This is a genomic window from Marivivens aquimaris, from assembly GCF_015220045.1.
Lineage (GTDB): Bacteria > Pseudomonadota > Alphaproteobacteria > Rhodobacterales > Rhodobacteraceae > Marivivens > Marivivens aquimaris.
In genome coordinates this window covers 2,912,266-2,935,647 of the sequence record NZ_JADBGB010000001.1, presented here as the reverse complement: position 1 = coordinate 2,935,647, position 23,382 = coordinate 2,912,266, and the positions used below count along the sequence as shown (strand labels likewise).

The 23,382-nt window shown below is 59.5% G+C and carries 26 protein-coding genes; 13 read left to right on the top strand and 13 right to left on the bottom strand.

All coding sequences use genetic code 11. The features are described 5' to 3' along the window. Position 1: 1 nt before the first annotated feature. Genes IF204_RS14500 through IF204_RS14490 form a run of 3 tightly spaced genes read right to left on the bottom strand, consistent with a single transcriptional unit; the run spans position 2 to position 1,736 of the window. Positions 2-178 (bottom strand): Trm112 family protein, encoded by a 177-nt coding sequence (locus tag IF204_RS14500; RefSeq protein WP_194097797.1) that lies wholly within the window; start codon positions 176-178, stop codon positions 2-4. Then, entirely contained in the window at positions 175-801 is a 627-nt protein-coding gene (locus IF204_RS14495; RefSeq protein WP_194097796.1) for an LON peptidase substrate-binding domain-containing protein, read from the bottom strand. The genes IF204_RS14500 and IF204_RS14495 overlap by 4 nt, the downstream gene beginning before the upstream one ends. 26 nt (positions 802-827) lie before the next feature. After that, the gene (locus IF204_RS14490; protein WP_194097795.1) at positions 828-1,736 is read right to left on the bottom strand and encodes a thioredoxin family protein; all 909 of its coding nucleotides are present in this window, start codon (positions 1,734-1,736) and stop codon (positions 828-830) included. A 111-nt stretch (positions 1,737-1,847) separates the two neighbouring features. On the opposite strand from IF204_RS14490, the gene IF204_RS14485 reads away from it, so the two are divergent. Further along, positions 1,848-2,483 (top strand): SGNH/GDSL hydrolase family protein, encoded by a 636-nt coding sequence (locus IF204_RS14485; protein WP_194097794.1) that lies wholly within the window; start codon positions 1,848-1,850, stop codon positions 2,481-2,483. Here IF204_RS14485 and IF204_RS14480 read toward each other — a convergent pair. Then, entirely contained in the window at positions 2,480-3,268 is a 789-nt protein-coding gene (locus IF204_RS14480) for an exodeoxyribonuclease III (RefSeq protein ID WP_194097793.1), read from the bottom strand. The genes IF204_RS14485 and IF204_RS14480 overlap by 4 nt on opposite strands. A gap of 63 nt (positions 3,269-3,331) precedes the next feature. Here IF204_RS14480 and IF204_RS14475 point away from each other — a divergent pair, with 63 nt between their 5' ends. Further along, positions 3,332-4,237, top strand: a complete 906-nt coding sequence (locus IF204_RS14475; protein WP_194097792.1) for a hypothetical protein — start codon at positions 3,332-3,334, stop codon at positions 4,235-4,237. A 117-nt stretch (positions 4,238-4,354) separates the two neighbouring features. Here the strand turns inward: IF204_RS14475 and IF204_RS14470 are convergent, their stop codons facing one another. Beyond that, positions 4,355-5,041: a response regulator transcription factor gene (locus IF204_RS14470; RefSeq protein WP_167636551.1), complete on the bottom strand. Its 687-nt coding sequence runs from the start codon at positions 5,039-5,041 to the stop codon at positions 4,355-4,357. Between the two features lie 159 nt (positions 5,042-5,200). Here IF204_RS14470 and ribA point away from each other — a divergent pair, with 159 nt between their 5' ends. Next, the gene (gene ribA / locus IF204_RS14465; RefSeq protein WP_194097791.1) at positions 5,201-6,274 is read left to right on the top strand and encodes a GTP cyclohydrolase II; all 1,074 of its coding nucleotides are present in this window, start codon (positions 5,201-5,203) and stop codon (positions 6,272-6,274) included. Continuing rightward, positions 6,271-6,765 carry a L,D-transpeptidase family protein gene (locus IF204_RS14460; RefSeq protein WP_194097790.1) on the top strand — a complete coding sequence of 165 codons (495 nt, stop codon included), beginning with the start codon at positions 6,271-6,273 and terminating at the stop codon, positions 6,763-6,765. The genes ribA and IF204_RS14460 overlap by 4 nt, the downstream gene beginning before the upstream one ends. 58 nt (positions 6,766-6,823) lie before the next feature. Here IF204_RS14460 and IF204_RS14455 read toward each other — a convergent pair whose 3' ends face one another. Then, positions 6,824-7,480: a YggS family pyridoxal phosphate-dependent enzyme gene (locus IF204_RS14455; protein WP_194097789.1), complete on the bottom strand. Its 657-nt coding sequence runs from the start codon at positions 7,478-7,480 to the stop codon at positions 6,824-6,826. Between the two features lie 230 nt (positions 7,481-7,710). On the opposite strand from IF204_RS14455, the gene IF204_RS14450 reads away from it, so the two are divergent. From IF204_RS14450 to IF204_RS14425, 6 genes are all read left to right on the top strand, one after another. Beyond that, positions 7,711-8,742 carry a porin gene (locus IF204_RS14450; protein WP_194097788.1) on the top strand — a complete coding sequence of 344 codons (1,032 nt, stop codon included), beginning with the start codon at positions 7,711-7,713 and terminating at the stop codon, positions 8,740-8,742. Positions 8,743-8,898: 156 nt separating this feature from the next. Beyond that, complete coding sequence (locus IF204_RS14445; RefSeq protein WP_228069214.1) at positions 8,899-9,357, top strand: DUF3576 domain-containing protein; 459 nt, start codon at positions 8,899-8,901, stop codon at positions 9,355-9,357. Between the two features lie 75 nt (positions 9,358-9,432). Continuing rightward, positions 9,433-11,994: a leucine--tRNA ligase gene (gene leuS / locus IF204_RS14440; protein ID WP_194097786.1), complete on the top strand. Its 2,562-nt coding sequence runs from the start codon at positions 9,433-9,435 to the stop codon at positions 11,992-11,994. Then, positions 11,984-12,478 (top strand): LPS assembly lipoprotein LptE, encoded by a 495-nt coding sequence (gene lptE / locus IF204_RS14435; protein WP_194097785.1) that lies wholly within the window; start codon positions 11,984-11,986, stop codon positions 12,476-12,478. Before leuS ends, lptE begins: the two co-directional genes overlap by 11 nt. A gap of 3 nt (positions 12,479-12,481) precedes the next feature. Further along, a complete protein-coding gene (holA, locus tag IF204_RS14430; RefSeq protein ID WP_194097784.1) occupies positions 12,482-13,504 on the top strand; it encodes a DNA polymerase III subunit delta in 1,023 nt (340 codons plus the stop codon). After that, entirely contained in the window at positions 13,501-14,394 is an 894-nt protein-coding gene (locus IF204_RS14425; RefSeq protein ID WP_194097783.1) for an NAD-dependent epimerase/dehydratase family protein, read from the top strand. Before holA ends, IF204_RS14425 begins: the two co-directional genes overlap by 4 nt. Here the strand turns inward: IF204_RS14425 and IF204_RS14420 are convergent. The 4 genes from IF204_RS14420 to IF204_RS14405 form a co-directional block, all read right to left on the bottom strand. Continuing rightward, positions 14,384-14,941 (bottom strand): sugar transferase, encoded by a 558-nt coding sequence (locus tag IF204_RS14420; RefSeq protein ID WP_228069212.1) that lies wholly within the window; start codon positions 14,939-14,941, stop codon positions 14,384-14,386. The two genes, IF204_RS14425 and IF204_RS14420, sit on opposite strands and share 11 nt — an antisense overlap. Before the next feature lie 72 nt (positions 14,942-15,013). Further along, entirely contained in the window at positions 15,014-15,226 is a 213-nt protein-coding gene (locus IF204_RS14415; RefSeq protein WP_194097782.1) for a hypothetical protein, read from the bottom strand. A 99-nt stretch (positions 15,227-15,325) separates the two neighbouring features. Then, positions 15,326-15,982 carry a YjbF family lipoprotein gene (locus IF204_RS14410; protein ID WP_194097781.1) on the bottom strand — a complete coding sequence of 219 codons (657 nt, stop codon included), beginning with the start codon at positions 15,980-15,982 and terminating at the stop codon, positions 15,326-15,328. Continuing rightward, entirely contained in the window at positions 15,979-18,060 is a 2,082-nt protein-coding gene (locus IF204_RS14405; protein ID WP_194097780.1) for a YjbH domain-containing protein, read from the bottom strand. The genes IF204_RS14410 and IF204_RS14405 overlap by 4 nt, the downstream gene beginning before the upstream one ends. A 175-nt stretch (positions 18,061-18,235) precedes the next feature. On the opposite strand from IF204_RS14405, the gene IF204_RS14400 reads away from it, so the two are divergent. Then, positions 18,236-18,892 (top strand): hypothetical protein, encoded by a 657-nt coding sequence (locus IF204_RS14400; RefSeq protein WP_194097779.1) that lies wholly within the window; start codon positions 18,236-18,238, stop codon positions 18,890-18,892. Here IF204_RS14400 and IF204_RS14395 read toward each other — a convergent pair. After that, entirely contained in the window at positions 18,859-20,028 is a 1,170-nt protein-coding gene (locus IF204_RS14395; protein ID WP_194097778.1) for a TIGR03862 family flavoprotein, read from the bottom strand. The genes IF204_RS14400 and IF204_RS14395 overlap by 34 nt on opposite strands. Before the next feature lie 46 nt (positions 20,029-20,074). Between IF204_RS14395 and IF204_RS14390 the strand changes: the two genes are divergently transcribed. Then, entirely contained in the window at positions 20,075-20,362 is a 288-nt protein-coding gene (locus tag IF204_RS14390; protein WP_194097777.1) for an HNH endonuclease, read from the top strand. Here IF204_RS14390 and IF204_RS14385 read toward each other — a convergent pair. Next, a complete protein-coding gene (locus IF204_RS14385; protein ID WP_194097776.1) occupies positions 20,359-20,964 on the bottom strand; it encodes an enoyl-CoA hydratase/isomerase family protein in 606 nt (201 codons plus the stop codon). The two genes, IF204_RS14390 and IF204_RS14385, sit on opposite strands and share 4 nt — an antisense overlap. Further along, complete coding sequence (locus tag IF204_RS14380; protein ID WP_194097775.1) at positions 20,961-21,710, bottom strand: SDR family oxidoreductase; 750 nt, start codon at positions 21,708-21,710, stop codon at positions 20,961-20,963. The genes IF204_RS14385 and IF204_RS14380 overlap by 4 nt, the downstream gene beginning before the upstream one ends. 123 nt (positions 21,711-21,833) lie before the next feature. Between IF204_RS14380 and IF204_RS14375 the strand changes: the two genes are divergently transcribed. After that, a complete protein-coding gene (locus IF204_RS14375) occupies positions 21,834-23,342 on the top strand; it encodes a DUF2125 domain-containing protein (protein WP_194097774.1) in 1,509 nt (502 codons plus the stop codon). Positions 23,343-23,382: the final 40 nt, after the last annotated feature.

The following is a 23,382-nucleotide window of genomic DNA, read 5'->3' as shown; positions in this document are numbered from 1 at the left end:
ATCAAAGCTGGCGTGCTTCGTCCACGAGCATGACCGGAATGCCGTTCCGGATGGGGAACGCCAGCTTACCGACTTCCGACACCAGTTCCTGCTTTGCCGCGTCATAGGACAGGCGGGTCTGGCTGACAGGGCACATCAGTGCTTCGAGCATTTTGGGGTCGAATGCGACGTCGGTCATTGTAGTCTCTCGTCTCCGCCGCCCCGCAGGGCGAATTCGATCAAGGTGACCAGCGTTTCGCGACGTGTCACCAAATCGGGTGCTTCCAGAAGAGCCTGACGGTCCTCAGGCTCGAACGGGCATAGCATGGAAAGCGAGTTGATCAACATCTCGTCTTCCGCCTCGCGGATGCCATCCCAATCTGTCGACAGATCGTTGGCCGATAGATAGCGGCCCAGCAGATCCATGAGCTTTTCGCGATCAAGGCCGGCGTCATGCTCCGGATGTCCCAGATCACCCTCAAAGCCATCCCAACTCACGTTGAACCGCTTGTAGGGGGTAAAGCCCTCGACCTCGTCCTTCATGCGGAAGCGGGAGATGCCGGTCAGGGTAATCATGTACCGGCCATCCTCCGTCTCCGAAAATCCGGTCAGACGACCTGCACAGCCGATGCTGTGAAGGCCGCGATCACCGTTGGGCTGAACCATACCGATCAGACGGTCCTGCGTTTTCAGGACGTCATCGACCATCTGGAGGTAACGCGGTTCAAAGATGTGCAGCGGTAGTTTCGCCCGCGGGAGCAAGAGAGCTCCCGGAAGTGGAAAGACCGGAATTGTCTGCGAGAGTTCGGAGGGTCGTTGCATGGGTTTGAGTTAGCGCCGCCCTGCCCTCAGGCAAATATCATCGACGAAAGTTTCCGGCGACCACTCAGCACGACCGGATCGTTCGGCTTGAGCGCGTCGAAAATCTGGAACAGCTGGGTTTTGGCAGCCCCGTCATTCCATTCGCGATCACGGCGGAAGATCTCCAGAAGCTGGTCGACAGCCTCTTGCGTATGACCATGCGCGGCAAGGGCGTTGGCAAGATCAAAACGCGCCTGATGGTCGGCGGGGTTTGCTTCGACAGCAGCGGTCAGCTCGGCCACGGGACCAGCGTTTTCGGCCTGACGGGCGAGCGCGATCTGTGCACGCACTGCGTCGAGTTCCGCGGACTGCGAAATCGGCTCCGGCGCGCCGTTCAGAACGGCTTCGGCCTCATCCAGCTTTTCGGCAGCAATGTAGCAGCTGACCAGACCGGCATAGGCTTTGGTGTTCTCGGGCTCTTCACCCAGAACCGCTTGGAAAATCTCGGTGGCGCTTCCGATGTCGCCTTCTTCGAGCACGTTGTAGGCTTCTTCGACAGCAGCTTCGAGGCCCTCGTCCGCACCGCCGCCCATGGCAGCAAGCTTCTTCACGAACTCTTCGATCTGGCTGCCCGGAACGGCGCCTTGGAAACCGTCAACCGGCTGGCCCTGCCAGAACGCATAGACGGTCGGGATCGACTGCACGCGCAGCTGGCCCGCATAGCCCTGATGCTGGTCGACGTCGATCTTGACCATCTTCACTGCGCCCTTCGCAGCGGTCACGGCTTTCTCCAGCGCAGGGCCGAGCGTTTTGCACGGGCCGCACCACGGTGCCCAGAAATCGACGATAACAGGAACGGTCTTCGACGCTTCGACGACGTCTTCGATAAAGGTGGCGTCCGAACCTTCTTTGATCAGATCACCTTGCGGGGCGGTGTTTGCACCAAGTTCGAGCATGTTGCCCTCCTGAATAAGTGTTGCCCCTTATATGCGGTGATGACTCCCGATGGACAAGGGACAGCGCTTTGCGTCAAGCTGACACAATCCTTTTGAGCATTGGAAAAGTTCATGCCCGTTATTCTGACCTTCGGCGACAGCAACACGCACGGCACCCCGCCGATGACCAACCGTATCGAGCATCTGCGCCACCCTGTCGGCACCCGCTGGCCGACCGTCATGCATGAAAAGCTGGGCGGCGACTGGACGCTGATCGAAGAAGGGCTTCCTGGCCGTACAACAATCTTCACGGATCCGCTGATGGGCGCGCACATGGACGGCACGCTCGGGCTGCGGATCGCGCTGGATTCGCACAAACCGATCGACGTGCTGACGATCATGCTTGGTACGAACGATACCAAAGCGATGTTCGGCGCGACACCCGAAGCGATCACGGGCGGCATCGCAGCACTCCTCGGAATCGCGATGTCGTTAGAAATGCAGGAAAAGCACGGCGGCTTCAAAGTGCTCGTCATCTGCCCGCCGCCCGTCAAAGTGCAGGGTGCGATCAAGGACGTGTTCTATGGTGGGGACAAAAAGGGCGCGGAACTGCCCGCGCTCTACGCCGATCTGTCTGCGCACTGGGGCGCATCGTTCATGGATGCAGGCCAGCATATCTCGGTGAGCGAGGTAGACGGCGTCCACTTCGAAGCGGACGCCCATGTCACCTTGGGCAAGGCGGTCGCGGAGGCCGTCGCCAAGCTTTAAAGGTCGAACGTCGCGAAGACCGGCGCGTGGTCGCTCGGCTGTTCCCAGCCGCGTGCCGCACGCAGAACGCGGCTGCTGTGGGCAGCGTTCGAAATATCAGGGGTCGCCCAGATGTGGTCCAGACGGCGACCTTTGTCGGCCGCATCCCAGTCCTTCGCACGGTACGACCACCAAGAATAAAGCAGGCCCTCAGGGATGTCCTGACGGGTGATGTCGACCCAGTTCGCGGCATCCTGAACCTGCGCCAGATGCTCGACCTCGATCGGGGTGTGGCTGACGATCTTCAGTAGCTTCTTGTGATCCCAGACGTCATCTTCGCGCGGTGCGATGTTGAGGTCACCCACAAGGATTGCCTTTTCAGGCTTTTGTGCATGGAAGTGGTCGCGCATCTCGGTCAGGTAATCGAGCTTCTGGCCGAACTTCTCGTTCTTTTCGCGATCCGGCTCGTCGCCGCCCGCAGGCACATAGAAGTTGTGAACGGTCACGCCGTTTTCCAGTTTGCCCGCGATATGACGCGCATGGCCGAGCGTCGCGAAATCCTGACTGTCGGTTTCTTCCATCGGGATTTTCGACAGGATCGCCACGCCGTTGTAGCCCTTCTGTCCCCGCGCAACCATGTACTCGTAGCCAAGCGCCTTGAAGGTATCGAACGGGATTTTCTCGACCGGACTTTTGCACTCTTGCAGGCACAGGACGTCCGGCAGTTCTTCGGTCATGAGGCGCGACACGAGCGCTTCGCGCAGACGAACCGAGTTGATATTCCACGTGGCAAGGCTGAAAGTCATGGTGCTGCTCCGGTTTGGTGAGGCAGTCCTAGCAAGATGAACCCGTTTCCAAAAGGCCCTGCAATGAAGTCGCTCTTTGCTGCCGCAATGATTTCCGCATTCGCCCTGCCCGCATCGGCGCTTGAGGACGGGAGCTATGCAGTCGGGCCGCAGATCTTTGATCCCGAGGTCGCCACGCCGCGCTATGTGCACCTCGATGTCGACGGAAACACGATCAGGGCCACGTTTGTCGCACTCTACCAACCGGACGCCGACATGTGCGCCGAGACTGGCATGTGCGATCCCGTCTGGGACGGGCTTGTGATGGAAACCAACGGCACTCGTGTCGTGAGCCATCAGGTGCTTCGCGATGACAAGGTGTCCGACTTTCCGGTCGAAGGGAGTTTCACGAACTTCGACGAGGCCCTCTATTTCATACCCTTAATGAAGGCCATCGACAGGAGCGCCGACGATATCGTGCCGATGTCCTACGACAATCTGATGCGGACCATCGCCTTTGTCTTGGGTGTCGAAGTATCGGCGCGCAGCCTCAACGGATGTGAAATTACGCAAATGTCGGAAATCGAGCAGTCCGGCGGAAACGCTGAATTCTACAGCGCGCTCGACTACTATCGCGCCCTTATGGAAATGTCGCACCTCGCAACGCGCTATGGTCCGACTTACACGATGAGCGAAAAAGACTCAGAAATCGCTCGCGAGGTGTCTGCGCAATACAGAGAAGCCGCATCTGTAATGAGCCTATCGCTCAGCCTCGTCGGTACGGCGGACGAGTATGAAGACGGGCTTTCGCGAGCCAATGAGATGGCTGACCGTATGCTCGCAGACAGCTTCCAGACGTACAACGACATCATGATGCACGTCATTGGCGACCTACCGGCAGCCGTGCAACTCTTTCAAAATGTTGCAGAAACCTACGAAACTGCGGATATCACCGAAGCGGTTTGCGCCGATATGACTTTTGGACTTTGACAAAAAAAGCCCCCGCAAGTGGGCGGGGGCAAGTCCAACAGGGAGGAGTGGCTTGACCCCGCCACCAGGGGAACTCTTTCGCATATTACGACAAATCACTAATAAAGTTTACACTTATTAGGCGACGAGTCGATATCCGCCACTTTCTGTGACAAGAATGCGCGCATTTGACGGATCGGGCTCGATCTTCTGGCGCAGGCGATAAATGTGAGTCTCCAGCGTGTGGGTCGTCACTCCTGCATTGTAGCCCCAAACCTCGTGCAGCAGCACGTCGCGCGGAACCACACCATCAGACGAGCGATAGAGGAACTTGAGGATGTTCGTCTCTTTCTCGGTCAGGCGGACTTTCTTGTCGTCAGTAGTGACGAGCAATTTCTGTGCCGGTTGGAACGTATACGGCCCAAGCTGGAATACAGCATCTTCAGACTGCTCGTGCGTCCGTAGCTGGGCACGCAGGCGGGCCAGCAGGACGGGGAACTTGAACGGCTTGGTAATATAGTCGTTCGCGCCGGCGTCGAGACCAAGAATGGTGTCGCTGTCAGTGTCATGGCCGGTGAGCATGAGAATCGGGCATTTGACGCCCTGCTTGCGCATCAGCTTGCACAGCTCGCGGCCGTCCGTGTCGGGCAGACCGACATCAAGAATAACGAGGTCGTAGAGTCCTTCACGGACACGTCCCATCGCATCGGCACCGGAGCTGGCTTCGAAAACGTCAAAGTCTTCGGTCATGACGAGCTGTTCACCCAGCGCTTCGCGCAGGTCGTCGTCATCATCAACCAGAAGAATGCGTTTCAATTGTGCCATTATCGGCCTCCTTCACTTCTTGTCGATGAGATGTGAGAGTCACGTGTGATCGACAACCTTTGCTACAAAACTCTCACGCGGACGTGTCGGTTCCATCCTGAATATTTCAATTCCTGCAACAATGACCTACGTATGCGGCTCGATATTAAGGTGAGCGACATGACTTTCGGCCCCAACACCACTGAATGCATCGCCCGTGCTCGCGCCGATCTGCGGATGGGCGTACCTGTGGTATTGCAGGGCGGCTACGTGATCCTTGCCGTCGAAACGCTCGATCAGGACCGTCTGACCGCCGTCCGGTCGCTGGGAGATCTGGCGCTCGCGATTACCGCACGCCGCGCAGCTACATTGAAGATTGCCGCCTATGACGGCGATCTGGCCCGCGTCCCGCTACCTGCCGACGCCGATGTGCGCTGGGTCCGTGCGATTGCCGATCCTGCCGACGACCTGACGATGCCGATGAAGGGTCCGCTCTACGGTCTGCGCGAGGGCGACGCCCTGCCCCACCGTGCAGGTATCGCACTCGCCAAGTCCGCGCGCCTTCTGCCGTCCGTTCTGGTTGCGGCCGTCGCCGACGCCGCGTCGTTCGCCGCCGAAAACGGTCTGACCATCGTCCCCGAATACGCCGCACTGACGACCGAGCTTTCGCCCATCGACCCCGTTATCTTTGCCCGCGTACCCATTGAGGCATCCGAGGCCGGCCGCTTGCATATCTTCCGCCCTGAAGACGGCGGCGAAGAGCACTACGCGATTGAGATCGGCAATCCTTCCCGCGACGAGCCCGTTCTGGCCCGCCTTCACTCCGCGTGCTTTACCGGTGACGTCCTCGGCAGTCTCAAGTGCGACTGCGGCCCGCAACTCCGTGCTGCGCTCGGCCAGATGGGTGCGAACGGCGCTGGCGTGCTGCTCTACCTGAACCAAGAAGGCCGCGGCATTGGCCTCGCCAACAAGATGCGTGCCTATTCGCTTCAGGATCAGGGCTTTGATACGGTGGAGGCCAACCACCGCCTCGGTTTCGAAGACGACGAACGGGACTTCCGCATTGGCGCAGAGATCCTGCGCAAGATGGGCTTCAAGTCCGTGCGTCTACTAACCAACAACCCGAACAAGGTCGCACGGATGCAGGACCACGGTATCGCCGTCACTGAACGCGTCCCACTCAAGGTCGGCGAAAACAGGCACAACCACCACTACCTCGCGACCAAAGCCAGCAAATCCGGCCACCTCCTGTGAGGTACAACGACCTCACCCTCACGCCCACGGGCCTCTGGTTTCAGGGGCGCAAGTATCCCTGCACCATCGGACGTGGCGGCCTGACCTCGGATAAACGCGAAGGCGACATGGCAACACCGCGCGGGACCCACAGCATCATAGGACTGCTCTACCGCCCGGACCGCATCGCAAAACCAAACGCGTGGGCGGAGCCTATCGGCCTCGGTGACCTCTGGTCAGATGATCCGGACGCATCCGACTATAATCACTTCGTCAAAGCACCATACAAATACAGCCACGAACCGCTCCGCCGCTCGGCACCGGTTTACGATCTGATTCTGCTGACTGATTGGAACTGGCCTGATGCCAAACCCGGCAAAGGTTCGGCCATCTTCATCCACCAATGGCGCCGTGCCGTCTTTCCAACAGCTGGCTGCGTCGCGCTCAAACGGGCAGACCTCTACAAGATCAGCTCCCGCATCAGCCTCGGCACCCGACTGGTCGTTCGTTGACTGCCTTTGTGCCTCAAATATCCCGGGGGAGCGCGTCAGCGCGGGGGCAGCGCCCCCTCTACTTACTATAGTCACGCTCTCCGAAGATCGCTGACCCGACGCGGACATGGGTCGCCCCGAAGGCAATCGCCTTTTCAAAGTCGCCGCTCATCCCCATCGACAATCCCTCCAGACCATTCCGCTCGGCAAACTCGCGTAGCATTGCGAAATGCGGCGCTGGATCTTCATCAGCGGGCGGGATGCACATCAGGCCGACAACCGGCAGGGAAAGTTCACGGCAATGCGCGACAAAGCCGTCGACTTCGGCAGGCAGAACACCAGCTTTCTGTGGTTCCTCGCCCGTATTCACCTGAATGAACAACTTGGGACAATGACCTTCTTCCTGAGCGATCCGGGCAATCGTTTCGGCCAACTTGGGACGATCTACCGAATGGATCGCATCCGCGATTCCCATCGCGGCGCGCACCTTGTTGCTCTGAAGTGGCCCGATGAGATGCAGCTCGACGCCGTCGAACTTCGAACGGAAGTCGGGCCATTTTCCCTGCGCTTCCTGCACCTTGTTCTCTCCGAAGACGCGCTGCCCCTGATTCAGAACAGCCTCGACGCGCTCGTTGGGCTGGACCTTGGAGACCGCAATCAGCGTCACGCTGCCCGCCGCGCGACCACTTTCCTTTTCCGCCGCCGTGATCCGCGACTTGATATCTTCCAGCCCCATCGGATGCTCCATTTTGCCTATCTTCATTGGGTTTTGATCACATTTAGGGCCTGCGCGAGCACAAGTCATCCACTCCATAGCGCCTGAAATGTGTGTGTCATCCTTGCATCAATTCATCCGAAGGCGAATTAACGACTTTCAAATTACTTGAGCCAAAAGGGCTTTGGGAGCAGAAGAACGTCAATGCCTAATCAATGGCATTCTCGGGAATGCAAACACGAGGGAAAACCATGAAAAAGATTCTTCTCGCTTCGGCTTCGATCGTCGCCTTCGCTGGCGTCGCTGCTGCAGAAGTTAACTACACCGGCTCGGCTACTCTGGGCTACAACGACGGTTTCTACTGGGACGCAAACGTTGCAGTTACCCTGTCGCAGGAACTGGACAACGGCCTGACCGCTGCTGCTTCGTTCGACTACGACGTTGCTGACAACAACACCGGTCAAGACCTGGTTTCGGGCGGCTACGTTCTGTCGCTGACCTCGGACATGGCTGGCCTGTACTACGGTGACACCGGTACCGCTGCTGACAGCCTCTGGGTTTCGGCTGGCGACATGGAGTCGGACGGCTTCACCTCGGCATGGGATGACGCAGCTGACAACCAGGCTGTTCTCCGTGGTGACATGACCTTCGGCGACGTTGACGTTTCGGTTTCGTACACCATCGCTGACAACGATCTGGACCAGCTGTCGGTTGCTGCTAAAGCTGCTCTCGGCCAGTTCACTGTTGTAGCTGCATACGAAGAAGCTGCTGACGTTGCTGTAGAAGCTGGCGACTTCAACGACGACGAAATCATGGGTCTCTCGGTTTCGACCTCGATGGCTGGCGCTGACTTCGTTCTCGCTTACGCAGAAGACGAAAACTCGGACTCGACCGGTCTCAAAGTCACCTACCCGGTAGGCCCGGTTAAGCTGACCGCTTACTACGTTTCGGAATCGGTTGGCGACGACAACTACGGTGTTGCTGCTGCTTACTCGAACGGCCCGCTTTCGCTGACCGTTGACTACCAGGACGACCAGGGCGTTGCTAAGACCTCGATCGACGGTTCGTACGACCTCGCAAACGGTCTGATGGTTTACGCTGGTGCGTACATGGAAGACAACCAGGATGACGAATACTACGTCGCTGGTCAGTACGACCTCGGTGGCGACGCTACCCTGCTCGTTTCCTACGCTGACGCTGGCGACACCGGCAACGCAGACGACGAAGTTGGCGCTGGCGACTACCAGGTCGGCACCACCGTCGAAGTTTCGTTCTCGTTCTAATCTGAACGCGATCTAGACTAAAAGGGAGCGGTCCTTCGGGGCCGCTCTTCTTTTTTTGGCAGAACCCCATGACGCCAAAAGCCTTGTGAGGTGTGTTTCGCTTGGTTACACATTTCAGGCAACTCGACCCGAATGGGCAAAGTCACGGGGGCAATTTTGTCGGTTATTTCTCGCACGATCCGTTTTGGCACACTCAGCGCGCTGGCTTTGGGCCTTACCGCTTGCTCGACCATTGGCAGCAATCCGTTTTCGGGCCTCTTCGGCAGTCGTTCGGCAGAACCCGCGACGGTTCAGGCCACACGCACCCGCGGCGCTGAAAGCGTTGCAGTCAACCGGTATCTCTGGGCCGCATCGCTCGACGTCCTGTCGTTCCTGCCCATTGAAAGCGTCGATCCATTCACGGGTGTTATCGTGTTCGGCTACGGCACCCCTCCGGGTGGTAGCCGCGCCTATCGCGCCACGGTCCACGTATCCGATCCTGCGCTTGATGCACGCTCGCTGAGCCTGTCGCTGCAAACGACTTCCGGACCAGTCAGCGCTGCGACCCAGCGCACCATCGAAGATGCGATTTTTGCTCGCGCGCGCCAGATCCGCATTCAAGACCGCGGCCTATAGAATCCGCCGATAAAACCGAGTAAGTACCGCGCCGGGCCCAATGCCCGGCGTTTCCATGTCCCAAAGGACCAGACTATGTCCAGCTACACCGCCGCAGATATCGAACAGAAATGGCAAGCCGCCTGGGAAGAGGCCGGCGTCTTCACCGCAAAGCGCGATGAATCGAAGCCGAAGTACTACGTACTCGAGATGTTCCCGTATCCGTCGGGCCGTATCCACATGGGTCACGTCCGCAACTACACCATGGGTGACGTGGTCGCGCGCTACAAAATGTCGACCGGCCACAACGTGCTGCACCCGATGGGCTGGGACGCCTTCGGTATGCCTGCGGAAAACGCTGCGATGGCTTCGGGCGGTCACCCCAAGGACTGGACCTACAAGAACATCGCCGACATGCGCGGTCAGATGAAGCCGCTCGGTCTGTCAATCGACTGGAGCCGTGAATTCGCGACCTGCGATCCCGAATACTACGCCCAGCAGCAGGCGCTGTTCATCGACATGCTCGACAAGGAACTGGTCTACCGCAAGAACGCCGTGGTGAACTGGGACCCCGTCGATATGACCGTTCTGGCCAACGAGCAGGTCGAAGACGGTCGCGGTTGGCGCTCCGGCGCGTTGGTCGAGCGCAAGGAACTGGTGCAGTGGTTCTTCAAGATTTCCGACATGGCCGAAGACCTGCTGGAATCCATCGACACTCTGGATAACTGGCCCGCCAAGGTCAAACTGATGCAGGCAAACTGGATCGGCAAATCGCGCGGTCTAGAATTCGGCTTTGAACGCACCGACGCGGGCGAGCCGATCACCGTCTACACCACCCGTCCGGACACCCTGATGGGCGCATCGTTCGTCGGCATTTCGCCTGATCACCCGATTGCCAAAGACCTCGAAGCATCGAACCCCGAAATTGCAGAGTTCGTCGCTCAGTGCCGTAAGGGTGGCACCACCGAAGAGGCTCTGGAAAAAGCCGAAAAGCTCGGCTTCGACACTGGTCTGCGCGTGAAGCACCCGCTTGATCCGAACTGGGAACTGCCCGTCTGGATCGCGAACTTCATTCTGATGGACTATGGTACCGGCGCCATTTTCGGCTGCCCTGCCCACGACCAGCGCGATTTTGATTTCGCGACCAAATACGACCTGCCGATCAAGCCGGTCTTCATCGCCGAGGGCACCGAAGAGGAAACTCTGACCGAAGCCTTCGTCCCGATGAAGTCGGAAAAGGTCCGCTACATTCGCGGCTTTGCAGGTGCCGAAGTTCAGACCGGCGACGATGGCGTGAACACCGCCATCGACAAAGCCGAGGCCGAAGGCTGGGGCAAAGGCGTCACCAAGTTCCGCCTGCGTGACTGGGGCCTGTCGCGTCAGCGCTATTGGGGTTGTCCGATCCCCGTCGTGCATTGCGCCGACTGCGGTGTCGTACCCGAGAAGAAAGAGAACCTGCCGGTCCGCCTGCCTGACGATGTCAGCTTCGACGTTCCTGGTAACCCGCTCGACCGTCACCCGACGTGGCGCGATTGCGCCTGCCCGAGCTGCGGCAAGCCTGCCAAGCGTGAAACCGATACGATGGATACCTTTGTGGATTCGTCGTGGTACTACGCCCGCTTCACCGCGCCGCGCGCCGACACGCCGACCGTTGAGGCAGACGCTGATTACTGGATGAACGTCGATCAGTACATCGGCGGCATCGAACACGCGATTCTGCACCTGCTGTATTCGCGTTTCTTCGCCCGCGCGATGAACGTGACCGGCCACCTGCCAGACACCGCGCGCGAGCCGTTCAATGCACTGTTCACGCAGGGCATGGTCACGCACGCCGCCTACGTCAACGCAGAGCGCACCCTCGCTGGCGGACGAAAAATGTATCATTACCCCAAGGAGGTCAGCTCTGACGCCGAAGGGAACCACTGGCTGACCGAAACCAACGAGAAGATCATCGTTGAGCCTTCGACCAAGATGTCGAAGTCGAAGAACAACGTCGTCGATCCGCTGAACATCATCTCGTCGTATGGCGCAGATACCGCGCGTTGGTTCGTCCTGTCCGATTCGCCGCCGGAGCGTGACGTCGAGTGGACTGCTTCGGGTGCCGAAGCGGCTGCAAAGCACCTCGCCCGCGTTTACCGTATCTGCGCCGAGATCGCAGAGATGGACGATGCCGCAGGCAAAGGTGACGAGGATCTTCTGAAGGCCGCTCACAAGGCCATTCAGGAAATCACCTCGAACATTGACTCCTTCGGCTTTAACGCCGCGATCGCGAAACTCTACGCCTTCACCAGCACCCTGCAAAAATCGCAGGCAGGCGGTAAGGCCAAGAAAGAAGCAGCGCGCATTCTGGCGCAGCTGATGTCCCCGATGACGCCGCACCTGTCCGAAGAGCTTTGGAGCCTGCTTGGCGGCGAAGGTCTCATCACCTCCGCTGCGTGGCCGGTGGCTGACGAAAAGCTGCTTGTCGAAGACAGCGTCACCATGCCGATTCAGATCAACGGCAAGCGCCGCGCTGAAATCAGCGTACCCAAGGACATGCCGAAGGAAGAGGTTGAAAAGCTCGTCCTTGAGCATGATGTTGTCGCCAAGGCGCTCGATGGGTCCGCGCCGAAAAAACTGATTGTTGTCCCCGGCAGGATTGTGAACGTTGTCGTCTAAACCAAATGCCCGCGTTACCCGCCGCACCGCTCTTCTGGGGCTGACGGTTCTCGCGGGCTGCGGTTTCGAACCCGTTTATGGTGATCGCGGAATGGCTTCGGCATTCCGCGATCACACCGCCTACATCACCGACGATTCGGTCGTGGGGTATCGCATAGCGCAACGCCTGACGCGTCGTTTGGGCCAATCAAGCGCCCCGACCTATGCGCTGACGGTGAACACCTCCATCACCGAAAACAACGTCGCTATCGACCAGAATGACAAATCGACCCGCGTGACGGTCATTGGCGAGGCGACCTATTCGCTCACCGCCGAAGACGGCACCGTGATCGACAGCGGCATCGTCGATAACTTCACCGGCTATTCGACCACCGGCAGCATTGTTGCGATCCGTGCCGCAGAAGACGACGCGTACGACCGCCTCGCCGTTGCGCTAGCAGATCAGGTCATCGCGCGCGTCATGGCTGCAGCCGCGTCCCTCTGACCGATGAAGCTGAGCCCCCGCGACGCCCTTGCTTTTTTCCGTAAGCCCGATCCAGCACGTGCAGGCATCCTGATTTACGGCTCTGACGGAATGCGCGTGGCGACCCGCCGGAAAGAGGTCATCGACGCGCTCGTCGGTCCGAAAGGTGACGAGGAAATGCGTCTGACCCGCATGTCCGGCGCTGAACTGCGCAAGGACAGCGCGGCGCTGCTCGATTCGATCAAGGCGATCAGCTTCTTCCCAGGTCATCGCGTGACCTTCATCGAGGACGCGACCGACGGGTTGGCAGACACCTTTAAAACCGCGCTCGAAGAATGGCGCGACGGTGACGCGCAGATCGTCGTGACGGCTGGCCAACTGACGGCAAAGTCCGCGCTGCGCAAGCTGTTCGAAGGCCACCGCAGCACCGTCTCAATCGGGATCTACGACGACCCGCCGGGACGCGAGGAAATCGACCAGCTTATCGCTGCTGCAGGCCTCACGAACGTCAGCCGCGATGCGATGGATGCCATCGTCGGCCTGTCGCGCCAGATTGATCCGGGCGACTTCCGCCAGACACTCGAAAAACTGGGTCTCTATAAATATCAGGACACCTCGCCGGTCACAGTCGAGGATGTCGACGCCTGCCGTCCGCGCTCTGCCGAGGCAGGATTGGACGATTTGTTGAATATCGTTGCAGATGGGAAGGTCGGAGAGATTGCACCCATCCTCCGCAGGCTCTATGCCCAAGGCGTGCAACCCGTAGGGTTGTGTATCGGTGCGATCCAACACTTCCGCCGCTTGCATACCGCCGCGTCCGATCCGGGCGGCCCTGCAGCAGGCGTAGGACGGCTTCGCCCACCAGCGTTCGGCCCGCGCCGCGACGCGATTGTACGTCAGGCCGGTTCGTGGGGACGCGACAAGCTTGAACGAGCACTGAGTGATTTGGTTGCCACTGACATGACCTTGCGGTCGGGATCGAAAGTCCCGCTGACCGCCTTGGTCGAAAGAACACTCGTAAGACTAGCAATGATGGCACGGCGATGACTCTGGAAATACTTGTGACAGGTGCGAGCGGTTTTGTAGGCGGTCGCGTCAGTCGCAGGTTGGTCCGGAGCGGTCACCGCGTCACATCCCTCGTCCGCCCCGGTTCAGAACAGAGCGCCCACGCGAACACGCGCAAGATCCGGCATGACCTCTCGGAATCGCCGCTGGACACGCGTGGCTTCGATTTCGTCGTTCATTGCGCTGGCGAGGTTACGCCCAGCGATCCGCGCCTGCCGCTCGATGAGTCGGTGAACGTCAAACTGGCACGCAACATCGCGCTTGGCGGCACGAAGCGTCTGATCTTCATTTCATCCATCGCTGCCTCGCAGGCTGAAATCGACCCGACCAAAGCGTCGCGATATGGGATCGAGAAACTGGCCTCCGAACACGCCGCGAGGGCCTTTCTGCCCGCTTGGACCAAATGCGTATTCGTCCGTCCGCCTGCGATCTATGGTCCCGGGAGCCAAGGGCCGCTCGCCGCGCTGGCAAAACTGGTGAAAAAGGGGATGCCGCTGCCGCTTGGCTGTGCGAATACCCCGCGCCCCTATCTGGCAGCCCAGAACTTCGAGAGCTTTATGAACGCATTAGTGACGGCGACAGAGAGCGATTGGACATTGAATAACCTCTCCACGCCAGAGCCGCATGACGGCGTTCAGCTCTCCACGAAACAGGTCTGTGAGGCTATCGCAGCGGCCACCCGCCAGTCTGCGCGCCTGCTTCCGGTGCCGACGCCCCTCCTGCGGCTTGCAGGCGCCTCTACGGGGAAATCAGCGCTGATCCGAAGCGCTCTCGATGCTGTGCCGGTGCGCTATGACCGTCAAGCATTCGACGATTGGCACTGGAGCCCTGAGGCGCGGATGCCTGATACGTTGAAATATCTCAACCTTTGACGGCGTCGCCGCGGCCTTTGCCGCCGAATGTCGCCGCGAGAAGCTGAAGATCACCCTTCGCGGTGCGATTCCTTGCGTATTCCGCATCGGCTTCGGCCAGTTTGTCGGGCGTGGACATGTCGATATTCCGCACTTGCGCCAATCCGGTGATCCCAGGCTTGATATGCAGCACGCCAGAGCGTCGTCTGGCCTCAATCACGTCAGACTGCGTTGGAAGACAAGGTCGCGGCCCTACGAGCCGCATATCGCCTCTGACAACGTTCCACAGCTGCGGGAGCTCGTCCAATTTGAAGCGGCGCAGTTGCTTGCCAAGTGCGGTGACTTGCGCGTCGGACACCTGATGCGATCCGGCATTGATCGTGCCGATCTTCATCGTGCGGAGTTTGTAGAGAGTAAATGTGGTTTCCGACTGACCCACACGGGTCTGGCGGAAAATCGGAGAGCCCGCGCTATCGAGCCTGATCAGCAGGGCCACGATCGCGAGGATCGGAAGCGTCAGAACAAATAGGACCGTCGCAAAAACACGCTCGAACAAAGAGTAGAGCAATGAACCCTCCGGAAATGACAAAGGGCGGACCAAAGTCCGCCCTTTGCGTATCGGCCGAAGCCGAAAGACTTATTAGGAGCCCGAGCCAGCTGCAGCAACGAGAGCTGCCAGGATGCCGGCAACGATCAGAGCCGACGAACCACCCAGCGAACCGAGCGAGCCAGCCGGAGCCGGTGCCGGAACAACGGTGACTTCCGGAACTTCTGCCGGCGGGTTCATACCACCAGCGTTAGCAGCGGTAGCAGCGGTGAGGGCGAGAGCCGAAGCGAGTACGATTTTGCGCATGATTATTCTCCAATAGAATTTTGACGCTCAAGGATTTGGGTACTCAGAAAGAACTAGAAACTCAAGAATAAGTTTCCAGCACTATCTGCATTATTTCTTTCATGGGCGTTGTGTTGCCAAATGGCCAACCCCATACGAGATCCACTGCTGCGTTTGGACAATTTCTCCCGAATTAGCTAACCAATAGTAGTTTTTGAAAGCGATCTGTGCGTTTTCGCAGTCTTCGGCCATCCGCGTCGTCGCGATGTTTTGGCCGAGAATCGTGATCGTCTGATCTGCATCTTTTTTGTAGGTGCAGGTCAGCGTCGGGCGGATAATCTGGTCTTCACCGCTCAGGAACGCGTGGGTGCGCTGCACGGTGCCGCCGTTTCTGATTGCCGAAAGCACGCCGTCGACATCCGCACCCATCAGGTCATCACCGAGGCCGCGCGTGGCGACGACGATACCGTCCTGCGTGGTGACAGAGATGCCGTCAGGCGACATCCACGTCTTGCGCCCACCGGCGTCACTGATTTGCGCCATGGCGGCCGTAGCGTTGCGGGACGGCAGGACCATGACCATCATCGGGACACCGGTCGCAGCGAGTTGCTCTCGCGACAGCGGAGCGACTTCGACCGGCTCTGCCGGGCCAGAGATCAGCGAAGATGCGAGCCCCTGCACCCCTTTGACAAAGTTTCCGGCACCACTGTTTTCACCCATCGGGCCACAGGCGGCGAGTGCGGCAAGAGCCGCGAAAGCGAGTTTAGTCAATTTCATCGCCAGAACCGTCCCCAGGAAGCGTCATAAGAAGTGATATCGCCGTCACGGACGACCTCGTAGAGGCGATCCTGCACGTCGAGGCGCGCACCGCCGTCACGGGTCAGCGAGCTAAGCGTCGTGTTGTTTTCGAGGCGCGACGGCTGACCGGTGATCCAGTCAAACGGAATCGTCACGCGGATGCCCTTGTCGAACGAGCCTTCGCCGAAGTCGTCGAAAGGCACGTCGGTGAGCGTCGCGTATGCGCCGATCTTCCAACCGTTGTCGAACTCGCGGTCCAAAGCGACGGTCGCACCCCAGTCACCAGCCAGATAGCGGCCAGCGTGGACGGTGGCGTGGAAGCCTTGGTCAAACTCGTAATAGGCAGACATGTGGCCCGACAGGACTTCGTAGTCTTGGAAACCGAAGCCCTGATCGTAATCACGTTGCGCGGTGTAGTTGAGTTCTGCGCCCAGCGCCAAACGGCTTTCCAGCGGATGCCAGAGCAGCTCGGTCGAGACGCCGCCGTGCATTTGCTCGATGTAACCGAGGGTTACGCGACTATAGAGGTCAGCGCTCGGGTGGCCGTACCAGCTCAACGAGAGGCGTTCGATGCCGCCATCGCCTTCTTCGGCATAGATCGGCGCGTTACGGCGGACCGGCTGAAGGGTCGACGGCTTGATTGTGCCAAGCTGGTCACGGTTATCGTAGACGCTCTTTTTGACCGAACCGGCCAGAACGAGGTTCGGCTCGATCTTGTATTCGAACGATGCCTGCAAGCCTGCTTCGAACGAGCCGGGGTTTTGGCTGTCGAACAGGATGACTTCTCCGTAGGGCACGATGCCCCAAGTGAAGCGATCCTCGGTCTGCGGCGCATCAACGAGATCGCCGCGCGGTCCGGCGGCAGTCGTCAGCGAGCGGCGGTAGATTTCAGCGGTGCCATCCGCCGAGGTCTCGAACTGTTCAAGGTCGGAGCGGTGGATCAGCGTCGCCGAAATCGGAATACCATTGCGCATTGGCTCGATCAGGAAATCGTCGATCCCGTTCGGCATGGCTTGGGTCAGCGTACGTGCAACGTGGCCGACAGCCTGCACTTCGGCGCGGTATTTGTTGTTAGTGTAGCGGATGCGGACCTGATCGTCGGTGAAGGACATCGAATCAACGACGATGCCGTCAGCGGCCAGTGCTTGGGTCACAGCGGTGCGCAAAGCGCTCTCGACCTCGGGCGTGCGTGCCCAGACCTCGTTCTGGCTGCCTGCCGGACGTACGCGCACCGGAAGCGGGGCCGGATCAGCGCCGCCCACCGTTGCGCGGTATTTGGGGTTCAGCGTCGTGGTGAACGATAGGCCCACATCGGTACCGTAAAGCGAATAGGCGCTGATCGCGATGCGGTCGGTCGGCGTGTAGGTCACACCGAAGTTGAACGGGCTGTTATGCTCGAAACTGCCGTTATCGGTTTCACGCGTGTAGGCATCCGACGAATATTCGGCGACCATCGCGAACTGCGGCGTGATCTGCCATTCGACACCGCCGAATGCAGCCATGTCACCGCGGAAGTACTGATCCCACGCAGGCACGCCGCCATTTTCATAGTCGTTCGCGGGACGTTCAGCAAAACCGCTGACACCATTGTAAGACCCCAGACGGCCCCAGCCGACGCCGCCGGTGACGTTGATGTCGTCAGTCAGATGCTTACTGGCGACCACGTATTCCGAGGTCAGCAGGCCCGTACCGGCAAAGTCGCGCAGACCAACGGCCACGGCAGGCATCCATTCGCTCTCGTCCAACAGGCGATACTGGAAGTCAAAGCTGCGGTCGTAAGTGTCGTCCACACCGTTGCCGGTATAGTTGTCGAAGTGCGTGTAGCGGAAGCTACCGCTCAGACGCGGCGTGATCTGGAATGTCAGCGTGCCGCGCTGTTGCAGCTCGAAACTGTTGTACGAAAGCCCGATTTCGGCATCGGGAGCCGAAAACGCGCTCGGCATTTCGATCAGGCCCGGAGTACCGTAAAGCGAGTAATGCGGCGTCTCTTGGGCTGCGGCGATGGTCGCGATGGCTGTCGCGCTCACACCGAGCCAGAGATAATAGCGGTTCTTCATCGAAATCGGCGCCTTTTCACTAGTTCAGCATCTTTCTAGGGCTAATGATGTCACTTTTCAAAACCAAAGGCGCAGTTGGCATCGAAAGGTTGCATGTTCGCATCGGCGGATTTGCGCTTTCTTAAGTTTTCAATCGTAGCTTGCCGTGCACAGGGACAAAATGTGCGGACAGGTAATGATTATTTCTCATAGGTTTAAGTTCATCCTCTACAACAATCCGCTGACCGGATCGTCTCGGATACGCGACGCGCTGGCCTTCATGCAGGACGAGGTCGTTCAGCCATATCACCTGCGCACACCGCGCCATCCGTTCTATACGTACATGCCGCCCGCCGAAGTCGCCCAAACGATGGAGATGAAAGGCCTGCCCTACAACGAATACGTCAGCATCACCTGTATCCGCGATCCGTTCACGCGGCTTCCTGCGCTTTATGAGCGGATCAAAAAGACCGATCGCTTGTGGAGGTTTCGCCAATCCGCAGGTCTGGCCCCGCCGCATTTCGTCACTTGGCTCAATGGCACCTACACCGAAGGACGCGGCGGCGGCGGTGCGCCTCATGCGCGTTGGCGGCAGTGCGGGACTTGGTCCATCGACAATTGGACCGGCGGCAAAGTCCGCTTTGTGATCAAGGCCGAAGATGCGCAGAGCGAGATTACACGCATATTTGTCGAAAGTGGCCTGCCGCCCGCGAACCTGCCTGCGATGGATGACATTAGGCGGGTCACACCGGGCATCATGACCCGCGTTGCCCGCAAGATAATCTCGGAACGCTACGCCAACGACATCGCGAAATTCGGCTACACGCCGCCCTGCTTCAAACGGGTTGCGTAATCGGCAGCGGCGAGCCCTGCCTTGCGCCCCGTCGCGAGGCAGGCCGTGAGAAGGTAGCCGCCTGTCGGTGCCTCCCAGTCAAGCATCTCGCCAGCAGCGAAGACACTAGGCATTTTTCGAAGCATCAGATCATCGGTCAGGGCATCGAAACGCAATCCACCAGCGACGGAGATCGCCTCGTCCATCGGTCGCGGGCCAGTGTGCTTGATGGGGAGAGCCTTGAGCAGAGACGCCAAGTCATCGGGGAACGGGCGCCCGAATTCGTTCAGCAGAGCGATTTTGACACCGTCGAGCTTCAGCGCCTTCCGCAGATGGTTGGTCAGGCTGGCCTTGCCGCGCTTGGAAAGTTTGGCGCGGACGGCAGCAATTGTCTGAGCCGGCAGCAGATCGAGGTAAAGCGTCGCGCCCTCACGCATCTGGCGGGACACCGTATAGATCCCGCCGCCCTCGATCCCGCGCTGGGAAATGACGAACTCGCCACGGGTCGTCTGGCCGTCGACGATCAGACCGCATCCTTTGACAGGCTGCCCGAAGAACGGCGTCATGTGATCGGACCAGTCCACGACGAACCCCATATTCGCGGGCTTAAAGGGCGCGCAGTCGCCTGCAAACGCCTTCGCCCACTCGCCATCTGACCCGAGCCGCTTCCAACTCGCCCCGCCCATCGCGAGGATAATGACGTCGGCAGCCACTTCGACCATGCCGTCGGGCGTTTCGAACAGCATGGCTCCATCCGCGAAACCCGTCCAACGCCAACGGGTTTTCAGTTCGACGCCGTAGTCGCCCAGCCGCGCCAGCCAAGCGCGCAGCAGCGGAGATGCTTTCATCACCGTCGGAAACACGCGGCCGGTCGATCCGACGAAAGTCTCCTGCCCCAGCCCCTCGACCCAGTCGGTCACGTCTCGCGCGCCGAAATCGTCCAGCGCGGCTTTCAACGCCTCGGGCATATCGCCGAACGCCGCCGCAAACCCGTCGCCTGCGTTGGTGATGTTCAGCCCGCTCTTGCCGGCCATCAGGAACTTTCGCGCGGGCGACGGCATCTGGTCGGCGACCAGAACGTCGTGACCGGCGGCGCCGAGCATTTCGGCAGCCATCAGCCCTGCGGGTCCCGCTCCGATCACAACTGCCTTTGCCAAACGACTGCTCCGTGCCATCTCTTTCCTCGAAAGGCGGTATCACGCGATGTCAGACGATCCAACCTGCGTGCTTTGTGGGCGCCCCATTCCACCGGATGTGCCGCAGAGCCTTCATCACCTGATCCCGAAGCTCAAAGGTGGAAAGAACGGGCCGACCGTGCTGCTCCACCACATCTGCCACAAAGAAATCCACGCGGCACTGTCAGAGGCCGAGCTGGCAAGGAACTTCAACACGCCCGAGGCGCTGCGCAGCCACCCGCGCCTTGCCAAATTCGCGAACTGGGTCGCAAAGCGCCCACCGTCATTTATCTCGCGCGTGCCGAAAAAGCGCTAGCGGATCAGGGCTTTGATGCCTGCGATATGTTCGGGCGTAGCACTGAGGGCGTCTGCTGCGATATCGCGTGCTGCAGCCAACAGATCGCCAGCCACCAACCGGTCCACCAGCCCGTAGTTTAGCGCTTCGTCAGCAGCGATCTTTTGTCCTCCCATCAGGATCATCTTGGCCCGTGAGGGGCCGATGAGTTGCGTCATCCGTACAGGATCGGACGGCTGCGGCAGAAACCCAAGCTTCATCACCGGATAGAAGAACTTCGCTGTCGACACCGAAATCCGCATATCACATGCCAGCGCCATACCAAATGCACCGCCGGCGAGCGTGCCATTCAGGGCGGCGATGGTCAGACACGGCAGCGCCGCGATGGTGCCCGATAGCTCTTCCCACAACGGACTGGTCGCCAGACCGGCGCGCGCCTCATCAAGGTCGGCACCGGCGCTAAACACCTTCCCGTTGCCGGTGATAACCAGCACCTTTGCCGCGTCCGCGTCCTTTGCGATCTCGATCAGACGGGAAAGCATGTCGGCGGTCAGCGAGTTCGCTTTTTCGGGCCGGTCAATCGTAACGAGCCAAAGGTCCCCGTCCTTTTCGAGCCGGATCATGCGACACCGATGGCTTTGCGGATGCTGTCTTCGCGCAGGCTGACATCCTGTCCGAGGTAGGCGTCTGCGTCGGAGCCGCACATCCAAAGCAATGCCTTCGCCGGCCATTCTGGCGGAATGTGGTCGCTCCATTCGAGCTCGGCCACACGGCCACGGCCCGACGCTTTGATCTCCTTCTGCATCTGCGTGGCCACCGTTCCCGGCGACAGGCCCAGCGAGCGGACGCCTTGCGCACCGTTCTCCAGATGAACTTGGCGGGTCATCATGTAGACGCCTGCTTTCGAGGTGCAGTAGGCCGACCAGTGTTCGTAAGCGTTATGCGCGGCGCCGGACGAGATGTTGATAATTGTGCCGCCCCCCGCAGCGACCATCAGCGGCAGCACAACGCGGGTTCCGTTATAAACACCCTTGAGGTTCACATCGATCGCACGCCCCCAGTCTTCGGGATCGGTTTCCTCAAGGCGGGCCATCGGTTCGATCATGCCAGCGTTGTTGATGAGAATATCGACCGTTCCCCAGCGCTCGGCGGTGGCGGCAATCGCCTCCTGCACTTCCCAGAATCGGCAAACGTCGCAGGGGATCGCGAGGGAGTTCTCGCCCAGCTCGCCAGCCAGATCGGCGATGCGGTCCTCGCTACGCGCCAGCAGAGCGACCTTGGCTCCAGCGGCGACGAACGCGCGGGCGGCAGCCTCACCAATACCGCGACTAGCCCCTGTGATGACTACAACTTTTCCGTTCAGATCCATTTCACAATTCCGCATCATCTTGGTTTTAAAGTTCAATTTATATCCGAATGGATGATTTCCTCACCTTGACCGAAGAAGGCGCGGGGTCGAACCTTTCCGTAGCGTTACCTGAAAGGACAGACGATGAAAACGATTTGGAATTTCCGCGCAACCGCCGCGACCGCAGCCCTTCTTACGGCGACCGGCGCGAGCGCCGACGTGACTGCCGATCAGGTATGGCAAGCCTTCCAATCCAATTTCGACGCCATTCCGGAGCTTGAATTTGGTACGGGTAATCTGTCCGAAGGCGGTGGTCAGGTTTCGGTGATGGACCTCGATATCATCTACGATGACGGCGACATCCTACTTCGCACCCACTACCCCTACATGGAGTTCGTCGAGCAAGGCGACGGCACGGTGCGGATCGATATGTCGCCGGACTCGACCGTTTATTTCGGTAATTCGCTTGATCCCGAAATGGACTACGCGCTGCTTGGCGCCACCACGAGCGGGCTGAATATGACCGCCAGCGGAGAGCCCGACCTCATCAATTTCTCCTATGAAGCAGCGAGCTATAATCTGACCCTGCTGGAGATGATGGACCGCGGCGAACCGGGTGACGCGGACTTCAACCTCAATATGCGTGACCTCAGCAGCAGCTACAGCACCAGCCCGCGCGGCGATATCACCGACTGGACCTATGACTTCGGTTTCGGCGGCATGGACCTCGCGTTTGGCTATGACAGCGGCTATTCGATGGTGGACGTCAGCTTGCAGTCCGACGGCACCCGCATGAACGGCTCGGCCACCCTGCCGACCGACTTGAGCGTCATGGAAGAGCCGAACTTCGACCCCTACTCGATCGACGGACTCGCCTTTGCCGCCAACTACAGCCTGAACCGCACGGCAATGATCGTGCAGTGGGACGACTACGGTGACACCGGCATGATGTCGGGCGAGCTGGGTGCTTTCGACTTCGGCATGGCGGGCAGCACGCAGCGCATCAGCATGACCATGAACGCGAATGATCTGGCGATCATGGGGCAGATCGTTGATGTGCCGCTTCCCGTCGAGCTTTCCGCCAAGACCATCGGCTTCGGCATCGAAACGCCTTTGCCTACGATGTCCGGTGCGAGCGAGGTCATGCCTTTCAGCGTCGATATAGACCTCGAACAGGTCAACACTGGGGAGGTCGCGTGGAGCATGGTCGACCCGATGGGAATGCTGCCGCATGACCCCGTCACCCTGCAATTCGGCACCAGCGGCATGATCCTCATGCCCAGCGCTTTCGACATCATGATGGGCATGGTCGAGGAAACCGGCCAAGTGACCGAAATGAATATCGAAAAGCTGAACGTCGAAGCGGTCGGCGCCAAGATTACCGGCGAAGGCGCGATGACCTTCGACTACAGCGACATGGAGTCGTTTGACGGCATGCCGCGCCCGCAAGGGTCCGCTTCGCTGCGCGCGACGGGCATCAATACCTTGATGGATACGCTTCAGACGATGGGCCTGCCGATTGAGGACGAACTGATGGGCGCCCGCATGATGATGGGCATGTTCACCCGCGCCACAGGGGACGATCAGCTTGAAACAACTCTCGAGATAAATGAAGCTGGCGAAGTCGCCCTGAACGGCCAACGTATTAAATAATATCCAGAGCCCCGCTTTCACGCGGGGCAAAATCCTGTCT

Bases quoted from the DNA above. Each gene is read 5' to 3' on its own strand.
- IF204_RS14500 (WP_194097797.1), bottom strand. From the start codon at position 178: ATGACCGACGTCGCATTCGACCCCAAAATGCTCGAAGCACTGATGTGC.
- IF204_RS14495 (WP_194097796.1), bottom strand. From the start codon at position 801: ATGCAACGACCCTCCGAACTCTCGCAGACAATTCCGGTCTTTCCACTT.
- IF204_RS14490 (WP_194097795.1), bottom strand. From the start codon at position 1,736: ATGCTCGAACTTGGTGCAAACACCGCCCCGCAAGGTGATCTGATCAAA.
- IF204_RS14485 (WP_194097794.1), top strand. From the start codon at position 1,848: ATGCCCGTTATTCTGACCTTCGGCGACAGCAACACGCACGGCACCCCG.
- IF204_RS14480 (WP_194097793.1), bottom strand. From the start codon at position 3,268: ATGACTTTCAGCCTTGCCACGTGGAATATCAACTCGGTTCGTCTGCGC.
- IF204_RS14475 (WP_194097792.1), top strand. From the start codon at position 3,332: ATGAAGTCGCTCTTTGCTGCCGCAATGATTTCCGCATTCGCCCTGCCC.
- IF204_RS14470 (WP_167636551.1), bottom strand. From the start codon at position 5,041: ATGGCACAATTGAAACGCATTCTTCTGGTTGATGATGACGACGACCTG.
- ribA (WP_194097791.1), top strand. From the start codon at position 5,201: ATGACTTTCGGCCCCAACACCACTGAATGCATCGCCCGTGCTCGCGCC.
- IF204_RS14455 (WP_194097789.1), bottom strand. From the start codon at position 7,480: ATGGGGCTGGAAGATATCAAGTCGCGGATCACGGCGGCGGAAAAGGAA.
- IF204_RS14450 (WP_194097788.1), top strand. From the start codon at position 7,711: ATGAAAAAGATTCTTCTCGCTTCGGCTTCGATCGTCGCCTTCGCTGGC.
- leuS (WP_194097786.1), top strand. From the start codon at position 9,433: ATGTCCAGCTACACCGCCGCAGATATCGAACAGAAATGGCAAGCCGCC.
- holA (WP_194097784.1), top strand. From the start codon at position 12,482: ATGAAGCTGAGCCCCCGCGACGCCCTTGCTTTTTTCCGTAAGCCCGAT.
- IF204_RS14425 (WP_194097783.1), top strand. From the start codon at position 13,501: ATGACTCTGGAAATACTTGTGACAGGTGCGAGCGGTTTTGTAGGCGGT.
- IF204_RS14415 (WP_194097782.1), bottom strand. From the start codon at position 15,226: ATGCGCAAAATCGTACTCGCTTCGGCTCTCGCCCTCACCGCTGCTACC.
- IF204_RS14410 (WP_194097781.1), bottom strand. From the start codon at position 15,982: ATGAAATTGACTAAACTCGCTTTCGCGGCTCTTGCCGCACTCGCCGCC.
- IF204_RS14405 (WP_194097780.1), bottom strand. From the start codon at position 18,060: ATGAAGAACCGCTATTATCTCTGGCTCGGTGTGAGCGCGACAGCCATC.
- IF204_RS14400 (WP_194097779.1), top strand. From the start codon at position 18,236: ATGATTATTTCTCATAGGTTTAAGTTCATCCTCTACAACAATCCGCTG.
- IF204_RS14390 (WP_194097777.1), top strand. From the start codon at position 20,075: ATGTCAGACGATCCAACCTGCGTGCTTTGTGGGCGCCCCATTCCACCG.
- IF204_RS14385 (WP_194097776.1), bottom strand. From the start codon at position 20,964: ATGATCCGGCTCGAAAAGGACGGGGACCTTTGGCTCGTTACGATTGAC.
- IF204_RS14380 (WP_194097775.1), bottom strand. From the start codon at position 21,710: ATGGATCTGAACGGAAAAGTTGTAGTCATCACAGGGGCTAGTCGCGGT.
- IF204_RS14375 (WP_194097774.1), top strand. From the start codon at position 21,834: ATGAAAACGATTTGGAATTTCCGCGCAACCGCCGCGACCGCAGCCCTT.